Raw genomic sequence first — 13,866 nt, forward strand, 5'->3', positions numbered from 1 at the left:
CGTCCGTATTGAATGAACTGTCAATCAATGATGCCCGACAACCCTAATGACAGCCGCCCGCGTCATCCCCCGTCGCCAATCGATCGAGGATGGGGCAGTCCGGCCGATCATCGCCCTGGCAATTGGCTGAAAGGTGCTGCAGCGTCATCACCATCTCCTGCAACTGGCGCATCTTCGCCGTCAGTTCCTCGATATGCGTGGCGGCAATGCGCTTGACGTCCGCCGACGCGCGGCCGCGATCCTGCCAGAGCGCCAGCAGGTCGCGGATCTGGGCAATGGAGAAGCCCAGGTCGCGGGCGCGGCGGATGAAGGTGAGGGTGGCAAGATCCTTCGGCCCGTAGGTACGATAGCCCGAGCCGGTGCGACCGGCCTCGTGGATGAGGCCGATCGCTTCATAGTGGCGGATCATCTTTGCGGTCACACCCGTCGCCGCCGCTGCCTCGCCAATGTTCATGCCCAGTTCTCCTTGCGCTTGCTTGGTCCGGCGGCGGGACGGAAACGCTTCAACCGCAGTGCGTTGCTGACGACAAAGACGCTGGAAAGCCCCATCGCGCCCGCGGCGATCGCCGGCGACAGCAGGATACCGAAGGCCGGATAGAGCACGCCGGCGGCGACCGGGATCAGCGCAACGTTGTAGCCGAAAGCCCAGAACAGGTTCTGGCGGATGTTGCGCATCGTCGCCCTTGAGAGGGCAATGCCGGTGGCCACGCCGCGCATGTCGCCGGCCATCAGCACGATGTCCGCGCTTTCGATCGCCACGTCCGTGCCGGTTCCGATCGCAATGCCGGTGTCGGCCGCGGCAAGCGCCGGGGCGTCGTTGATGCCGTCACCGACGAACGCCACCTTTTTCCTGCCCCCCTCGGAGAGCGACTTGACCGCGGCAACCTTTCCGTCCGGAAGCACCTCGGCCATCACGCGGTCGATGCCGAGCATGGCCGCGACCGCTTCGGCGGTGCGACGGTTGTCGCCGGTGATCATCGCCACCTCGACGCCCAACGCCTTCAATTGCGCGATCGCTTCCTTCGTCGTCGGCTTGACCGGATCGGTGACGGCGAAGAGGGCGGCCAGCCTGTCGTCGATGGCCGCATAGAGCGGCGAGGCGCCCTGTGCGGCCAACCGCTCCGCGTCCTTCGCGAACGGGGCAACGTCGAGCCCGCGCGCGGCCATGAAGGCGACCGATCCGGTTTCGACCTTGCGGCCCGAGACGGTGGCCGAGATGCCCTGGCCCGAAGTCGCCTCAAACGCGTCGGCGGCGAGGATCTCCAGCCCTTCCGATTTCGCCGCCTCATGGATCGCCAGCGCAATCGGGTGCTCGGACCGGACCTCGGCAGCGGCCACCAGCGAAAGCACGTCATTGCGCTCGAAGCCGCCGCCGGGAATGATCTCCGTCAGTTCCGGCCGGCCGAGCGTCAGCGTGCCCGTCTTGTCGACGGCGACGACATCGGTCGATTCCAGTGTCTGCAGCGCCGTGCCCTGGCGGAACAGCACGCCGAGTTCTGCCGCGCGCCCGGTGCCGGTGATGATCGAGGTCGGCGTCGCAAGCCCCATCGCGCACGGGCAGGCGATGATCAGCACGGCGACGGCGGCGACGAGCGCATGCGCCAGTTCCGGGCTCGGCCCGAGTACATACCAAAGGCCGAAGGTGGCGAGTGCGACCACGATGATTGCCGGTACGAACCAGGCGGTTACCCGGTCGACCAGCGCCTGGATCGGCAATTTCGCCGCTTGCGCGTCCTCGACCATGCGGATGATCTGCGACAGCACCGTATCGGCGCCGACGCGGGTGGCGCGGAAGGAAAACGATCCGGTCGTGTTTATCGTGCCGCCGGTGACGCTGTCGCCCGGCTTGCGCTCGACCGGCATGGGCTCGCCGGTGATCATCGATTCGTCGACGAAGGATCGGCCCTCCGTTACCTCGCCGTCAACCGCGATCTTCTCGCCCGGGCGCACCAGCACGATGTCGCCCGGAACGACGGCCTCGAGCGGGACGTCGACCGGCTGACCGTCCTTCAGGATTCGGGCGGATGTGGCGCGAAGGCCGGCCAGGTGCCGGATCGCTTCGCCGGTGCGCCCCTTGGCGCGCGCCTCCAGGTAGCGCCCGGCGAGGATCAGCGTGATGATGACGGCCGCCGCCTCGAAATAGACGTTCGCCGCGCCGCCCGGAAGCAGGCCGGGCGCAAACGTCGCGACGGTCGAAAAGCCCCAAGCAGCGGCGGTGCCGATCACCACCAGCGCATTCATGTCCGGTGCGCCGCGCAGCAGGCTCGGAATACCCTTCTTGAAGAAGCGCAGGCCCGGTCCGGCCAGCACGAGCGTCGCCAGAACGAACTGGATCAGCCGGTTCGCCTGCATGCCGATCGTTTCATGGATGTAGTGCCCGAAGGCCGGCACCGCATGCGCCCCCATCTCCATGATGAAGAGGGGTGTGGTCAACAGCGCGGCGACGATCAGCGAGCGGCGAAGCGCCGCGATCTCGCCTGCGCGCCGATCCTCCTCGGACGGCGTCTCGGCTGCGGCAGCCTCACGGATCGCCCGATACCCCGTTTTCTCTATGGCCGCAGCCAGATCGTCGAAGGTCACGGCACCGCGCAGGAAGCGAACCCTCGCGTGCTCGTTCGCAAGATTTGCAGTTGCATCGACCACGCCGGGCACCGCTTTCAGCGCCTTCTCGACCCGCCCGATACACGAAGCGCAGGTCATCCCTTCGACCGGAAACTCCAGCGTCTCCTCGCCCACGCCATAGCCGGCCGCACGGACCGCTTCGGCGACCGCCGACACGTCCGGCTTGCCGTCGAACGTCACGTCGGCCTTTTCGGTCGCGAGATTGACTGCCGCTTCCAAAACACCCGGAACCTTCTCGATCGCCTTCTCGACCCGACGCACACACGAGGCACAGGTCATGTCCTCGATGGAGAGCTTGATCGTCTGCCGGTCGCCCGGCTCATTGCCTATGAGCATGATGCACGCTCCTTTCTTTACCCAGATCGTGCACCTTCCCATGATGTCAAGGTCAAGCGATTTCTTGACGATCTGCAGCCAGCCTCACGGCGCCAATACGAATGCATTGGAGGTCAGGCAGGCGCTAAGCGCCAGCCCACCGGCGCGCTGTTTGTCGTGATCGTGCCTGCGCTAACCAACCAGGCGTGCGACCACCTTGCGCGCAACGGAACCGGCGCTGACCTGTCCTATCGTCGAGCGGAAGCTGCCTGAATAGACGTGCCGGATCATGACGGTGCGCATCCGCAGCGTCTCGTCGAAGGCGATGGCGAACTCGGCTTCGGAGCGGCGCACGATCGTCCCGTCGAAATGGGCGCTGTCCAATTCGACGGAAACGCGCGTTCCAACTGGCTCCCGCGCATTGCCCAGCAGGCGCATCCCGCCCACGGAAATGTCCGCCATCACGTAGACCTGCTGGATCGCACCGGTCGAGACGATCACCGTCTCGGCTCCCCGCAGCCGCTCATGCCGGCGCAGTCGCGGTCGCTCGACGCATACGGCGATTGCCGAGATCAGAATGGCCATGTTGTACCAGGACCAGTAGAGCGCCACGACACTGGAATCCTGCAGCGTCGGCGACATGCCGAAGGAAAGCAGCACGCCCAGAACCGTCAGTCCAAGCAGGAAGCCGAACTGGCCGATCATCCGCCACTGGATAACGGTTCGGCTCCGGTCGCCTCCCTTGGCCGTGACCTTGAATTTTTGCCCCCTGGGCCTGAACAGGCCGATCGCGACAGCCTTCAGGATTTCGCGGGCCGCGAGCAGCTGCGACACGTCGGTCATGATCGGCAATACACGCTGGCCGGAGAGCCACGCCATGACGGCGATCTGCGCCAGGTAGTAGGGTAGGAAATGGGCGATGCCGTCGGCCGTGTCCACGTTTACGGCGTTGATGCCGAACAGGAGATAGAGGATCGGGACCGCGATGCCGGCGATGCGGAAGAGGTAGGCCATGCTCCAGTAGAGGAGACTTTCTACCAGGCTGACGCGGTCGATCAACCGAAGCCCGTTGTTGAGGTTGAACGGGCCATCCTCGCCGCGGATGATCTGGATGAAGCCCAGGCACCAGCGGCTGCGCTGGGTCATGTATTCATTGAGGCCTTCCGGCGCCAGACCGAGAGACAGCCGTTCATTGAGGTAGACCGTGCGGAAGCCGTTGCGCTTCAATCGCAGCGTGAGCAGGTAGTCTTCGGTCACGGACTCGGTCGGAAAGCCGCCGGCGCGTAGCAGCGCTTCCATGCGGATAACCGACGAGGTGCCGCAGCAGAAGGCGGTGCCCCAGGCATCCTTCGCCGGCATCAGCACATCGAAGAAGTAGCGCTGTTCATCCGGCCAGGCGTCCGACGCCTGAAGGTTGGCCTGGATGGGATCGGGATTTACGAAATGCTGCGGCGTCTGAACGATGCCGACATCGTCTTCCCTGAACAGCGTCAGAGCACGCGAAAGGAAAACGGGAATCGGCACGAAATCGGCGTCCAGCACCGAGATAAAATCCGGCGGCGCCGGCAGCGCGGCGACATGGCGCAGCGCATGGTTTATGTTTCCGGCCTTGGCGTGCTGATTGTCCGGCCGGGCCAGGTAGTTGACGCCAAGTTCCTCGGCGAGGTCAGCCAGCCATGGGCGCCGCCCGTCATCGAGTACCCAGACCCGGTAGTTGGCATAGGTCATCCCGGTCGCGCCCAGAATCGTCCGCTCCAGGATTTCGCGCTCCTCATTGTAGGTACAGATGAAAACGTCGACGAGGGGCTGGGCCGGGAGGCCCGCCAGCCAGCCAGCGTTGCGCTCAACGTCGGCAGAGCGGTCGCTGGTGCGCGTCAGCGTGATATAGGAGATCACCGAACCCGTCACCGCACCGAGTTCAACAAGGAAGAACAGCCACCCTGCCGCCCAATCGACCGGATCGCTGATCGACGGGATGGTGACGGTGACACGCCAGTACAGATAATAGGCGGTCAGCGTCAGCACCAGCGCGATCGGCAGCACGCGAACTCTGCTGTGGCGGTCGATCCAGGGCAGTACCACCAGCAGCAGGCCGGCGATCAGCAGGCCGGGAATCGATCCCTCGAGCAGGACAGACAGGATCGGGTTGGTGGCCGGACTCATCAGGAGGCGGTCTTGCCGAACACGACGCGGCCGGTTTTGCCGACCGGACACGTGCCATTCCCGCCAAGACTGTCGGTCGCTACGGTGGCGCGATACGATTCCTTGGTCAGCGCCGAGGGGATGATGGCGAAATTCGAGCCCGCCGCAGCAACGCCGCTCAGTTGCACGACACGCCCGGCAAAAGCTGGTCCGCCTTCGTGGAAGGTGAAAGATGCCGGCATGCCGAGGGAGAGCGTATTGTAGACGGATTCGCTCACCGCGGTCGTCACCATCAATCTCGAGCAGTCGAGCACACTCACCAATGGCTGGCCGGCGACGACCTGCTCGCCGGGAGAAGTCAGGATTTCCCAGATCTGCCCACCGGCGGGCGCGGCAATGGTGGCCCGGCTTGCCAGGTCGAAGCGGGCCTCCTCGGCCTGCATTTCCGCCGTCAGTCGCCTCACGCGGGCTTCGAGTTTGCCTTTGTCGGTATTGAGCAAGGCGAGGTTTTCGTCGATCCAGTCGAGGCGCTGCATCGACTGCGGCACATCGTCATAGCCGTCGCCGAAAAAGCGCCCGGCCTTCAGCGCCTCTGCCTCGACCACCAGTACGGCCCTGCGCGCCTTGGCCTGGTCGACCGACGCGCGGGCAACGGCGAGATCGCGCTCTGCGGTCTGTCGTGTTGCCTGCGCACTAAATCCGGTGGCCGCAAGCGAGGACTGCCGGGCGACTTCCGCCTCAGCGCGATCCATCACCGCCTGGGCGGATGTGATCTGGGCATCCGCCAGCACAAGATCGGCACCGACCCGGAGGACCCTGTCGGCCCGATAGTCCTCGACACGGGCGGCAATCGCGGCACGCAGCGTCGTCAGGCGGTCAATGCGGGCGACCACCGCAACCAGGTCCTCATCCGCAGTCCGCAAATTCTCCTTTACACGCTCGATCGCGGCACGGTCGGCGCGCGCGTTCTGGACTGTCATGAGGACATTACCCGGCAAGACGGTCGCGCCGACGCGCAACGGGTCAAGCGCCTCCGACACCACACCGCCGACAGGCGCGCGCAAGGTCACGACCTGAGCATTGACCACCGCCTCGACGCTCGACACCTGAAACAGACGCTGTAAGGGCATCCAGCCGACCGAAGCCAAAAGGACCAGGCCGGCCACAGATTTCAGGAGCCGTGAACGCGTCGGCGACAGCGGCGGCGCCGCGCGCGGCGATTTGACGGCAGGCGCTTCGGCCTCTGCCGGCTGAACGAATTGCCGAGCCAGCAGGCCCTGCAGCGCGGACGCATCCTGCCGCGACGGCGCCTCTCCGGCCTGTGTCGCTGCCGCCGCGTGGACGGGCTGTGAGATGTCGTGTGCTTCTCCGGCCGTCCCGTGGACGGCCCCACTCCGTTCGGGCTGGATTTCCAGTGTCGATTTCATCTGCCGCCCCACTGACGTGGGTCCCCGTTGAAGTGTCCGGATCATGGACGTTTCTTGTACCGGCACGCGTTTCGATCGAAGCCATCTTCGGGGGGAGACGTTTCAAGAAATTAAACTTTGATTCGAAACTTACGCGATGACTAATATTCTATAAATGTATCCAGCGCCCGGGAGACGCCATCTGCTCTCCCGCATTGACAGTCGCACGGGATGCGCGATTAGCTTCTTGCGAGACTGGCAATGCACAGGTGGACAGGCGTGACTTTCACGGACATGAAAACGCGGCTCTATCGCCGGATCAAGTATAACCTCCTGCGGCCGCGCCCCCCGCTTGCACCTGCGCCCTTCGATGGACCGGTGGTCGTGGTCGGGTCCGCGCCAATCTCGAACAGGCCGGCCGGGTTCGACGAGCGTTTTCGCGTGATCTCCGTCAACGGATCGCAGATGGTGGCGGCGAAGTGGGGAAGAGAAAAACCCGACATCACCTTCATGATGTTCAACCAGGTCCGCGGCACCAACACGAATGCGATGGAGGTCCGGCGCGTTCTGCAAGGCCAGCGCACCGGCGCGCTGTATGTCTTGCTTTGGCGCGAGGGGTTGCCTTCCCTGCAGGAAGGACTGCAAGCCTTCGACTATCAGTACGACAGCCTGCGCATCATCGACCGCTACCAGCGCATGGCCCTTCTCGATCGCCTGTGTGGCTTCAAGAGCGAGGAACTCGACAGGGAAAGCAAGTGCTCGAACGGCATCCATGCAACCCTGTTTGCCCTCTATAACGGCGCACGGGCCGTGATCCTGACAGGGATCAGCCCGCAGGCAAGCGGCCACGTCTATAATCAGGAAAATCTGCCGCGCTTCCACAAGGACATGGATCAGAAGGCCCTTCAGGCCCTCATCGACCGCAGGCATCCCATCTTTACCGCCGACCCGGACGTGTCCGAATCGAGCGGAATACCGCTTTGGAAGGGCGAACGCTGACACCGGTTCGCCCGGCGTCCTCCTTACTGATTGACCGCGCTTTCCCCGCCGGGGCGTTCATCGTCGTGCAGCTTGATGCCATGCGCGGCGACGAATTCGACCATGGCGCGATCCTCCACCTCGGACCGCTCGATATTGCGCATCGTGACCCTGATCTTTTCTGCAAACCGGTCGGCGGAAACGACGTAATTGGAGCCGCGCGCCATCTTTGCGGCCAACTCCTCCTCGGACTTGCTGTAGTAGTGATTGAGCTGGAGATAGGCGTTGGAATAGAACTGCCGTTCCTTGCGCCCGCGTCGGCTGGTCAGAAAGCCGGCATCGTTCATCGTCAGGTCACCGAACTGGCGCGTCTTGAACTGATGAATCGTCACCTCCACGACCTCGCAGGGATCCACAATGCATTTGAAGTTGCAGGAGTGTTCCTGCCGTCCGAGCGGATCGGCGCATCGTCTCGTGTAGTTGGTGACGACAGGTCCGGCGGGCCTGGTCTTGTGCCCGCTTGTTCCGAACATGTGCCAGGGCAGCGAGACGTTGGGAAAATCGCCGGTCGCAACGAGAGCCTCCTCGATCGTCGCACCCGTTCGCGGCAACAGGAACTCATCGGCGTCGATGAACGCCATTCGGCGAAAGCGCCCGCCGAAGTTGAGAATGGCATGGGCGAAGGCGTGCACCTGTCCATCGATGAGTTGATCCGTCTTGCCAGACACGATCCGCCCGGCCCAGGGCACGATGGTCAACTCCCGAGGCGTCAGAATGCGGTGGAGGATGTCGCAGGTCCCATCCGTCGATTCATTGTCGTAGACAATGAAATGGCAAACACCGACCGCCCTGTGAAAGCGGACCCATTCTTCGATGTAGGCCCCCTCATTCTTGACGCAGACGGCAATGGCAATGCCCCTTCGTCCGGGGTCGGGCGCCGGAGGCGTGATGGAAAGGGTCTTGATGCCGCTTCTGTTTCTGCCAAACCAGCGCATTTCGCCTCCATTGGCCAGCGCACCCGGCGAGGTCGGTACTATATGGCCCGGCGGACCTCCGGACCAGATCCAGTGCCGCCCGCACCTTCAATCGCGCGGTCGCATTGACATCACTCCGGTCCTCATGCACACCATACGAACGGTAACAATGTCGGAATTCGAATTAAGGCAGCAGATGAACTGAGTGAAACGCCACCCAGGCGGAAGAAGCGGAAGGTATCGGCATGAAGGACGACCTTATACGCATTTTCATCGGCTTCGACTCCAAAGAAATTGTCGCCTATCACGTGCTTTGTCAAAGCATACTTGAACATTCCAGTGCCCCGGTGGCGTTTTCCCCGATCGTTCTGAGCAATCTTGGCGGACTTTTCACCCGCGAACGCAATCCGTTGCAGTCGACGGAGTTTTCCTTTTCGAGGTTCCTCGTGCCATACCTGAGCAACTACGAGGGATGGAGCATCTTCATGGATTGCGACATGCTTGCCCGCGCCGATATCGCCAAGCTCTGGTCGCTTCGGGATGACCGATATGCTGTGATGTGCGTCAAGCACGACTACGTTCCGAAGGTCGAGACAAAGTTTCTCGGTCAGACCCAGACGAAATATGAGAAGAAGAACTGGTCGAGCATGATACTGTTCAACAACGCCAAATGCAGGGCGTTGACCCGGGACTATGTCAACAGCGCCACCGGGCTCCAGTTGCATCAGTTCAAGTGGCTCGACAGCGAAGAGAAGATCGGCGCGATTCCGGTGGTCTGGAACTACTTGGTGAACGAGTACGATTACCGCGAGGATGCCAAGCTCGTCCATTTCACTGACGGCGGACCCTATTTCGAGGAATACCGAAACGACGACTATGCGCCGGAATGGTTCGCGATGCGCGATCGCGTCATCTCGGTGCAGCAGAAGTAGTCGCCGTGAAAGCGCCAGGCGAACCCCCGGATCACGGCCTGCCTCCGCCGGGGGCGGCCGGCGGACTGACACGGCCTGAAGAGTGGCGCCAACTCTTCTCGCCCTATTCCCATATCGTCCTTGTCGCCAACAGCGCGGCCGTGGACGTGGCGGCGCTGAGCGCCGAGTATCCGCCCACCGCCCTGTTTGTCTTCTTCAACCGGGTTTCCAAGGTGCTCAATCAGCCTTTCCGCGGACACGCGCTGCTCGTTGCCCGAGGGCAGCCGCGCGGCTCGAATATCGTCTACCGCGGTGAAGTGGAGGAGGTCCTGTCCTTTTTCGAGACGGCCAATTTTCTCGGCATCATGAACATCAGGCTCAATGCGCAGGAGAGGCTCAATACGGCGGCGGACTTCCGAAATGCACCGACCGGCCATCTGGACCTGCTCGGGCATTTCGATGACTTCTATACCGCGGGCAAGACGCCGACGAGCGGCTTTGCCGTGACGGTGTGGTTGAGCGAACTGAGGCTGGCCTCGATCATCGCCCTGGCGGGATTTTCAGCCAGACGGACCCAGCAGTGGCGGGTCGTGTCGGTGCACGACTGGACCTTCGAACAAGTCTTTCTTCGCATGATGGCGCGGCTTGACCGGATCGCCATTCACGGCGGCGTCGGCGTCAACGCCTATCACGCGCTCGCCACACACTTTCCCGAGATCGATCCTGCCGAAATTGCGCTCACGGCCTCGGAAGTGCTGTCGGAACGGCTCTCCAACACCGACAGCGAAGTCGACAAGCTGATCTCGCTGACGAACTTCATCCGCGCGGCGGACAATTTGTTACGAGGGCTCAAGCCAGGCTTCTTCAAACGACGGTCCAACCGCACGTGATCGCCTTTCGCATACGGCGCTACGAGTCGGGACCGGAGCGCGGCGCCACGACGGCTGGGGAGCAGCATTATGTGCATCAATTCCATAATAACTCTTACGCGAGTTTATGCTGTAGCCGGGTGGGTTCAAGTTTAAACTGCGACTTGCGAGACATAACAATGGCTTATCTCACGCGAGGAACAGCGCATGACACGCACCTATTCTCAGATCGACATGGATGAACGCCGCAGGATCGCTCGTTGGCGGATGGCGGGCATCGGCGTCGAGATCATTGCGGAAAAACTCGGCCGACACCGCTCGACGAGTTTCCGTGAGATCAAACGCAACACCTTCGTCGATCCGCAGATGCCGGATCTGAGCGGTTACTACTGCGTCACGGCCAACGCGATGGCCCGCGAGCGCCGTGCCAAGCTGCGCAAGCTCGCGCGCTTCGCCGATCTGCGGCAGTCGATCATCGAGCGGATCATGCACGGCTGGTCGCCGCAGCAGATCGCCGGACGGATGCGACTGGAGGTACATTCTATTTCCAAGTGCGACATGGTGACGACGACACTGCGCGGTCGGCGGCATCTGGCCGTTTTTCGGCGCCAGCATCGCCGTGCTGATGCTGGCCACCCATGTCCCGGCGCCATCGCTTCTGGCTTCCGGCGATGCTCAGGTGAGCGTCGGCGACAAAGTCCGCGCGCCTGGTGGGCCGCCACGCCGCCTGCGGTGTCGCCTTGGCGGCACTCAAATCCACGCCGTGCTCGCTGTGCCATGCAAAATCTGGCGATGTCGAAGGGCCTGATGAGCGTTAGGCGGATTGCAGCCTCGCCTCACAGCGCAGAAGCATCCCGTAGAGATCTCGCGGTTCATCGGGATCGGCAAGCAGGTCGAGATCGTCGTAGAGACCGGTCTCCTTGAGCTTGCTGCGAACGTAACGCAGGGCCGAAAAGTCCTCGATCGCGAAGCCGACGCTGTCGAACAGCGTGATCGTCCGGTCCGACTCGCGACCCGCGCGCTTGCCGGCGATCACTTCCCAAAGCTCCTTGACCGGGTGGTCAGCATCGAGCTGCTGGATCTCGCCCTCGATCCGCGTCTGTGGCGGATATTCCACGAAGATATCCGAACGCAGCAAGATGTCCTTGTGAAGTTCGGTCTTTCCCGGGCAGTCTCCGCCGACTGCATTGATGTGAACGCCCGGACCGACCATGTTGTCGGACAGGATGGTCGCATATTGTTTGTCGGCAGTGACGGTCGTGATGATGTCGGCGCCCTCGACGGCGTCCTGCGACGAGGTGCAGGTCCTGATCGAAAACCCCTTGCCGGCCAGGTTCTTGGCGCACCGTTCGCTGGCGCTCGGATCGATGTCGTACAGCCGCAGGTCGGTTACGCCGAGGATTGCCTTGAAGGCCAGTGCCTGGAATTCGCTTTGCGCGCCGTTGCCGATGATTGCCATGGTTTTCGAGCTTGGTCGAGCAAGGTGCTTTGCCGCGACCGCTGACATCGCCGCCGTGCGCAACGCCGTAAGGATGGTCATTTCGGAAAGCAACATGGGATAGCCATTGCCGACATCGGACAGGACACCGAAGGCGGTCACTGTCTGGCGGCCTTCCCTCATGTTCTTCGGATGGCCGTTTACGTACTTGAAACCGTATAGCGTTCCGTCGCTGGTGGGCATCAGCTCGATCACGCCTTCATCGGAGTGGGACGCCACGCGCGGCGTCTTGTCGAAGGCCTCCCAGCGACGGAAATCCTCTTCGATTACCTTGGCTAGTTCGGTCAGGAACGTTTCCGTGCCGATCGTCAGGACGAGCCGCATCATGTTTTCAACGCTGACGAAAGGTACAACGTTGAGGTTCGTATAGGCAGTCATTGTGGCCCCTTTTGATGGAGTTGCCGCCGGAGGGCCGCACAAGTCGGCCCCTATGCGGACGGCGAGATCTTATTCTTCGGTGCGATCGTCGGCGAGGAAGGTTCGAGCGATTTCCGACACCATATCCGGAAGCACACCGAAAGCGTAGGGCGCGTGCACGCGCTCGAATTTCTGGTGGAACTCGCGGCCCCATGGCCCAAGGTTGACGGTCGGGAAGCGTTTGGCGTCGGCCGGCGGATGATCGACCAGCCGCGAGATCGGCGTGTTTTCCGAGACGATCTCATTTCCGCTCGCCGCCCGTCCAAGGAAGCTCATGTCGGATATTCCCTGGAAGTGAGGCTTCCAGACAAGGCTTCGGGCCGGATCCTCGCCGAGCCCCTCCCTGGCCTTCTCGATCGCCTGATAAAGGGACCTGTCGTTGGGCTCGCTGAGGAGCAGCCGGCTTGAAGGATAGTGCAGGCCGGCGAAACCGATGACGATCGCCGGGCCGGAAAGGCGCGCCGTGCCGACCAGCCACTCCGTCAGAAGCCGCGAGAGCAGGAGCGGATTGTCGATGTGCGCGAGCAGCCGTTCCTGTGCAAGATAACGTTGATCGAAGCCCTCGCCAAAACATTCCCTTGCCAGGCCTTTCAGCTCCTGGAACGTGACCAGCCGAGGCATCGCAGGGGTGGCACCGGCGCTTCGACCGGCCATCTGGCCGTAGCGCTCCGATTGCCGCTTAAATCTTTCAACCGCTTCCGTTGCGCCAGTCAGCACCTCATCCCGGAATCGCGCAAACAGCTCGTTCGCGGCCATCGAATGATAGAGCCAGTTGAACGCGATCCAGAACCGCTCCGGCGTCGTGACCTCGTAGCCGTCGCGCAGGTCCTTCGCCTCAAGGCAGATCGGCGGTGGCGAGGTATCGGTGCTGTCGTGGTCGGCCAGGGCGGCATTCCCTTCCAGCCGCGTCAGAATGCCTGCTGCCATCGCCTGGGCGCTGACCCCTTCGAATGGGTAGCTAGCATGCGAGCTGCAGCCGACCACCAGGGCGAAGGGCAGGAGCTTGCCGATCGTGCCGGCATAAACGGCGCGGCCTTCGCTGCCGTCACCCTGATCGGACGTCACGTCCAGATTGATGCCTGCAGCGATATCGATGCCAAGATCCGCCGCCAGGGCAGGCAGTGCGTCACGGAACGATCGCATCCCGCGGCTCTCGCGTTCTTCGTCAGGCGTCGCCACGAACATGAGATTGCCCTGCCGATCGGGATCGGCCGCGAACTGCTCCAGGCATGCAATGGCTGCGGCAATGCCGCTTTTCATGTCGAGCAGACCGCGGCCGGGCAGGAACTCGCCGCCCAGCAGATCGTGCAAGGCCCGTTGTTCCTGCTCGGATCGGTCGCTGCGCGCCGAGAGGCTTTGAATGAGCGCGTCCTTGAGTGCCAGGCTGTCGCAGGCCAGCGATTTCAGGTCATGGTAGTTGTCGGTCGAAACGGTGTCGAAGTGCCCGGCCAGGATCAGTGTCCGCTTCCCGGTGCCGCGAACCAGCGCAACGACATTCCGCGTCAGCGGTTCGCCATGGCTGTCAACGAGACGCAGGTCCTCGGGATGTTCTTGGAAGTATGGACATTCGCTCAAGAGGCCATGGAGGCATTCGGCGAACGCGGCCTCCCCCGGCGACCCGGTCTCGCTTGGCCACGAAGTGATGCGCAGCGCAATCTCACGGACACGGTCACTGTCGATTCTGGCGCCGAAACGGGTTGCCAACTTTTCTTGTGTTCTGATCATCATACTGTT

The 13,866-nt window shown here is 62.7% G+C and carries 10 protein-coding genes and 1 pseudogene; 4 read left to right on the top strand and 7 right to left on the bottom strand.

Features of this window, described 5'->3' with window-relative positions; all coding sequences use genetic code 11:
* Positions 1-43: 43 nt before the first annotated feature.
* The 4 genes from cueR to JNC62_RS03895 all read right to left on the bottom strand — a co-directional run bounded on the left by cueR (position 44) and on the right by JNC62_RS03895 (position 6,506).
* A complete protein-coding gene (cueR, locus tag JNC62_RS03880) occupies positions 44-454 on the bottom strand; it encodes a Cu(I)-responsive transcriptional regulator (RefSeq protein ID WP_374836135.1) in 411 nt (136 codons plus the stop codon).
* Positions 451-2,958 carry a heavy metal translocating P-type ATPase gene (locus JNC62_RS03885; protein WP_374836137.1) on the bottom strand — a complete coding sequence of 836 codons (2,508 nt, stop codon included), beginning with the start codon at positions 2,956-2,958 and terminating at the stop codon, positions 451-453. The genes cueR and JNC62_RS03885 overlap by 4 nt, the downstream gene beginning before the upstream one ends.
* A gap of 171 nt (positions 2,959-3,129) precedes the next feature.
* Complete coding sequence (locus tag JNC62_RS03890; RefSeq protein ID WP_374836139.1) at positions 3,130-5,100, bottom strand: glycosyltransferase; 1,971 nt, start codon at positions 5,098-5,100, stop codon at positions 3,130-3,132.
* Positions 5,100-6,506: an HlyD family secretion protein gene (locus JNC62_RS03895; RefSeq protein WP_374836141.1), complete on the bottom strand. Its 1,407-nt coding sequence runs from the start codon at positions 6,504-6,506 to the stop codon at positions 5,100-5,102. Before JNC62_RS03895 ends, JNC62_RS03890 begins: the two co-directional genes overlap by 1 nt.
* 273 nt (positions 6,507-6,779) lie before the next feature.
* Here JNC62_RS03895 and JNC62_RS03900 point away from each other — a divergent pair, with 273 nt between their 5' ends.
* Positions 6,780-7,484 carry a membrane-anchored protein gene (locus JNC62_RS03900; protein WP_374836340.1) on the top strand — a complete coding sequence of 235 codons (705 nt, stop codon included), beginning with the start codon at positions 6,780-6,782 and terminating at the stop codon, positions 7,482-7,484.
* A gap of 23 nt (positions 7,485-7,507) precedes the next feature.
* Here the strand turns inward: JNC62_RS03900 and JNC62_RS03905 are convergent, their stop codons facing one another.
* On the bottom strand, positions 7,508-8,458 hold the full coding sequence (locus tag JNC62_RS03905) for a glycosyltransferase family 92 protein (RefSeq protein ID WP_374836143.1): 951 nt from the start codon (positions 8,456-8,458) through the stop codon (positions 7,508-7,510).
* Positions 8,459-8,682: 224 nt separating this feature from the next.
* Here JNC62_RS03905 and JNC62_RS03910 point away from each other — a divergent pair, with 224 nt between their 5' ends.
* The 3 genes and pseudogenes from JNC62_RS03910 to JNC62_RS03920 all read left to right on the top strand — a co-directional run.
* Positions 8,683-9,369, top strand: coding sequence for a glycosyltransferase (locus JNC62_RS03910; protein ID WP_374836145.1), 687 nt, complete (start codon positions 8,683-8,685; stop codon positions 9,367-9,369).
* 5 nt (positions 9,370-9,374) lie between these two features.
* Positions 9,375-10,238, top strand: coding sequence for a 3-deoxy-manno-octulosonate cytidylyltransferase (locus JNC62_RS03915; RefSeq protein ID WP_374836146.1), 864 nt, complete (start codon positions 9,375-9,377; stop codon positions 10,236-10,238).
* 186 nt (positions 10,239-10,424) lie between these two features.
* Positions 10,425-10,766 (top strand): annotated as a pseudogene (locus tag JNC62_RS03920) (transposase); the annotation flags it as partial.
* 265 nt (positions 10,767-11,031) lie between these two features.
* Here the strand turns inward: JNC62_RS03920 and ocd are convergent.
* Both ocd and JNC62_RS03930 read right to left on the bottom strand, forming a co-directional pair.
* Entirely contained in the window at positions 11,032-12,093 is a 1,062-nt protein-coding gene (gene ocd, locus JNC62_RS03925; RefSeq protein WP_374836148.1) for an ornithine cyclodeaminase, read from the bottom strand.
* Positions 12,094-12,162: 69 nt separating this feature from the next.
* Positions 12,163-13,857 (bottom strand): M20/M25/M40 family metallo-hydrolase, encoded by a 1,695-nt coding sequence (locus tag JNC62_RS03930; RefSeq protein WP_374836150.1) that lies wholly within the window; start codon positions 13,855-13,857, stop codon positions 12,163-12,165.
* Positions 13,858-13,866 lie beyond the last annotated feature (9 nt).

The organism is Mycoplana ramosa, from assembly GCF_041930185.1.
Taxonomy (GTDB): domain Bacteria; phylum Pseudomonadota; class Alphaproteobacteria; order Rhizobiales; family Rhizobiaceae; genus Mycoplana; species Mycoplana ramosa.

Excerpts from the sequence above, each read along its gene's own strand:
- JNC62_RS03885 (WP_374836137.1), bottom strand. The coding sequence starts at position 2,958 with ATGCTCATAGGCAATGAGCCGGGCGACCGGCAGACGATCAAGCTCTCC.
- JNC62_RS03895 (WP_374836141.1), bottom strand. The coding sequence starts at position 6,506 with ATGAAATCGACACTGGAAATCCAGCCCGAACGGAGTGGGGCCGTCCAC.
- JNC62_RS03900 (WP_374836340.1), top strand. The coding sequence starts at position 6,780 with ATGAAAACGCGGCTCTATCGCCGGATCAAGTATAACCTCCTGCGGCCG.
- JNC62_RS03910 (WP_374836145.1), top strand. The coding sequence starts at position 8,683 with ATGAAGGACGACCTTATACGCATTTTCATCGGCTTCGACTCCAAAGAA.
- cueR (WP_374836135.1), bottom strand. The coding sequence starts at position 454 with ATGAACATTGGCGAGGCAGCGGCGGCGACGGGTGTGACCGCAAAGATG.
- JNC62_RS03930 (WP_374836150.1), bottom strand. The coding sequence starts at position 13,857 with ATGATCAGAACACAAGAAAAGTTGGCAACCCGTTTCGGCGCCAGAATC.
- JNC62_RS03890 (WP_374836139.1), bottom strand. The coding sequence starts at position 5,100 with ATGAGTCCGGCCACCAACCCGATCCTGTCTGTCCTGCTCGAGGGATCG.
- JNC62_RS03905 (WP_374836143.1), bottom strand. The coding sequence starts at position 8,458 with ATGCGCTGGTTTGGCAGAAACAGAAGCGGCATCAAGACCCTTTCCATC.
- ocd (WP_374836148.1), bottom strand. The coding sequence starts at position 12,093 with ATGACTGCCTATACGAACCTCAACGTTGTACCTTTCGTCAGCGTTGAA.